This window comes from Desulfovibrio sp. 1214_IL3152 (assembly GCF_036763055.1).
Taxonomy (GTDB): Bacteria; Desulfobacterota; Desulfovibrionia; order Desulfovibrionales; family Desulfovibrionaceae; genus Desulfovibrio.
The window spans coordinates 1-3,137 of record NZ_JBAIYW010000615.1 but is presented as its reverse complement, the minus strand read 5'-3'; the positions used below and the strand labels follow the sequence as shown (position 1 = coordinate 3,137).

The window sequence follows — 3,137 nt, the reverse complement described above, 5'->3', positions numbered from 1 at the left end:
CTGCCCGTGCTGGCCCGCTGCCGTCCCACCACCGTGCTTGAAGACGCCACCGTGCCGCGTTCGCAGATTCCTGCCATGATGAAGGCCGTTAACGAAATCGCGGCCAAGTACAAGGTTGAGGTCGGTACGTTTGGTCACGCCGGTGACGGCAACCTGCACCCCACCTTCCTGTGCGACAAGCGCGACAAGGACGAGTTCCACCGCGTGGAAGAGGCCATTGACGAAATGTTCGACGTGGCCCTCAAGCTGCACGGCACGCTTTCGGGCGAGCACGGCATCGGCACGGCCAAGGCCAAGTGGATGGAAAAAGAAACCTCGCGCGGCACCATTCTGTTCTCTCAGCGGCTGCGTCGCGCCCTTGACCCCAAGGGCCTGTTCAACGCCACCAAGCTGGTGGGAATCTAGGAGCCTTACATGAGTAATCTGCACGAACTGGCCCAGCGCCTCATGGCGCTGGACGACAGAGTCACGGCCTGCATGAAATGCGGCATGTGCCAGGCCGTGTGCCCCATGTTCGGCGCTTCCGGTATGGAGGCCGACGTGGCGCGCGGCAAGCTGGCGCTCATCGACAATCTGGCCCATGAAATGATCCAGGACCCCGAAGCCGTGGCCGACAAGCTGGGCCGCTGCCTTCTGTGCGGCTCCTGTCAGGCGTCCTGCCCTCCCGGCGTCCAGATCATGGACGTGTTTATGGAAGCGCGGGAAATCGTCAACGCCTACCTGGGCCTGCACCCGGTCAAGAAAATGATCTTCCGCGCGGTGCTGCCGCAGCCCGGCGTGTTCAACCTTGCCATGCGCATGGGTGCTCCGGTTCAGGGGCTGATCTTCCGCAGCACAGGTTCGGCTCAGGGTACGGTGTGCGCGCCCATGCTGAACTTCATGCTGGGTGACCGCCATATGCGCCCCCTGGCAAAAAAGCCGCTGCACGTTCGTCATGGCGCGCTTGACGAACGCCGCCCCGCCGGCGGCATCAAGGTGGCTTTTTATCCGGGCTGCATGGGCGACAAGATGTATGTTGACATGGCCGAAGCCTGCCTCAAGGTGCTGCGTCACCACAAGGTGGCGGTGTTCATGCCCAAGGGGCTGACCTGCTGCGGCATTCCCGCCCTGTCTTCCGGCGATGCCGAGGGCATGGTCAAGCAGATGAAGGTCAACCTGCGCGTTCTTGACGGCGCGGATTTCGACTACATTCTCAGCCCCTGTGGTTCCTGCACTTCCACCATCAAGGAACTGTGGCCCCGCTATGCCGGACGCCTGGGCGCCGTGGAACTGCGCAAGGCCGAGCAGCTTGCCGCCAAGGCTATGGACATCAACGCCTTTCTTGTGGATGTGCTCAAGGTGCAGCCTGCCGAAGCTCCGGCGGGCAATGCCACCACGGTGACCTACCACGACTCCTGCCATCTCAAGAAATCCCTGGGCGTCGTGGGCCAGCCCCGCGCCGTCATGGCGGCCAACCCCGCCTACAAGGTGGTGGAAATGGCCGAAGCCGACCGCTGCTGTGGCTGCGGCGGCTCGTTTAACCTCTTCCACTATGACTATTCACGCAAGATAGGCCAGCGCAAGCGCGACAACGTGGTGTCCTCCGGGGCCGAGGTTGTGGCTGCGGGCTGCCCCGCCTGCATGATGCAGCTTGAAGACGTGCTCTCGCACAACAAAGACCGTGTGCGCGTCAAACATACCGTTGAAATATACGCTGAAAGCCTGAGATAAAAACGGCCGCTCCGGCGGGAAGCGTTTTTCCGCCGGAGCGGCGCGGCATGGCCGCGTAATCATGATGACCGAAAGGAGAATCCTATGCCCCCTGTGAACCAGGAACTGGTCGAAGCCTTTGCCGCCAAGGCCGCGGCGGTCAGCGCAGTGGTGCAGGAAGCGCCCACCATGGCCGCGGCCCTGCAATATGTTGTGGACGTGTGCGCCAGCAAGGCTCCTGCTGAAATTCTGGCTGACGAGCCAGGCGCCGCGCAAGGCCCCTTGAGCCCCAACAACGTGCCTACCCGGGTGCAGCGTGTTGTGGCAGCCCCTGAACTCAACGATGCGGACTTTGCCTCTCTGGCCGCGGCCTGTGAGGAAAAGGGCTTTCTTTGCATTCGCGAAGGGCTGCGCAACTACCTCGCCGGCATTGATGTGGGCCTTTCCACTGGCATTGTGGGTGTTGCGGCCAGCGCCACCTGCATGCTGAACACCGACAGCGAAGACGTGCGCCTGACGGGCATGATTTCTGAAGTGTCCATGATTCTTTTGCGCAAGTCCGATATTTACCCCGATCTGCCGTCCATTGCCCAGTTTTTGCGTGAGCGCATGAACTCGGCCCCGGCCACCTATACCACTTTGGTGACGGGTCCCAGCCGCACGGCTGATATTGAACGTGTGGCAGCCGTGGGCGTACATGGCCCGCTGGAACTCCACATCATTCTTCTGGAGGACTAACCCATGCATGACGCCCTTAAAAGCAGTTCCGGCTACCACAAGGAGCTGGACGAAGCTCTGAATGACGAATTCCTGCGCCGCACTCTCGACACCTTCGCCGTGGCCTACCGCGCCAACCGCGAAGCCGTGTTCAAGGAAGTGGACGAGCGCGCCCTTATTGCCCAGGTGGCCGATGCCAAAGACTACGCCTGTCAGCATATGGAAGAACTGTATTCCCAGTTCAAGGCCGAAGCCGAAAAGCGTGGCGTGCATGTGCACCGCGCCGCCACGGCTGCCGAAGCCAACGAGATCATTGCGCGCATTGCCAGGGAAAACAACGTCAAGCGCGTGGTGAAATCCAAATCCATGACGGCTGAAGAAATCGAGTTGAATCCCGCTCTTGAGGCCCAGGGTCTCATTGTGGATGAAACCGACCTCGGCGAATGGATCATCCAGTTGCGGCACGAAGGCCCTTCCCACATGGTTATGCCCGCCATCCACCTTTCGCGTTACCAGGTGGCCGACGATTTCACCAAGGCCACCGGCGTGAAACAGGATTCGGACGTGCAGCACCTGGTCAAGGTGGCCCGCGTGCAGCTGCGCCGCAAGTTTATTGCCGCGGATATGGGCATCAGCGGCTGTAACTTCGCCGTGGCCGAAAACGGCTCGGTGTCCACCGTGACCAACGAGGGCAACGCCCGCATGGTCACCACGCTGCCGCGCGTGCATGT

The 3,137-nt window shown here is 61.5% G+C and carries 4 protein-coding genes; all 4 read left to right on the top strand.

What is annotated here, in order from left to right:
* Positions 1 to 405 (top strand): FAD-linked oxidase C-terminal domain-containing protein (locus V6C07_RS12925; protein ID WP_333536886.1); only part of this gene is annotated, 405 nt, incomplete at its 5' end.
* 9 nt (positions 406 to 414) lie between these two features.
* The gene (locus V6C07_RS12920) at positions 415 to 1,710 is read left to right on the top strand and encodes a (Fe-S)-binding protein (protein WP_333536885.1); all 1,296 of its coding nucleotides are present in this window, start codon (positions 415 to 417) and stop codon (positions 1,708 to 1,710) included.
* Between the two features lie 84 nt (positions 1,711 to 1,794).
* The gene (locus V6C07_RS12915) at positions 1,795 to 2,427 is read left to right on the top strand and encodes a lactate utilization protein (RefSeq protein WP_333536884.1); all 633 of its coding nucleotides are present in this window, start codon (positions 1,795 to 1,797) and stop codon (positions 2,425 to 2,427) included.
* A gap of 3 nt (positions 2,428 to 2,430) precedes the next feature.
* Positions 2,431 to 3,137 (top strand): LUD domain-containing protein (locus V6C07_RS12910; protein WP_333536882.1); only part of this gene is annotated, 707 nt, incomplete at its 3' end.

Bases quoted from the DNA above. Each gene is read 5' to 3' on its own strand.
- V6C07_RS12920 (WP_333536885.1), top strand. From the start codon at position 415: ATGAGTAATCTGCACGAACTGGCCCAGCGCCTCATGGCGCTGGACGAC.
- V6C07_RS12915 (WP_333536884.1), top strand. From the start codon at position 1,795: ATGCCCCCTGTGAACCAGGAACTGGTCGAAGCCTTTGCCGCCAAGGCC.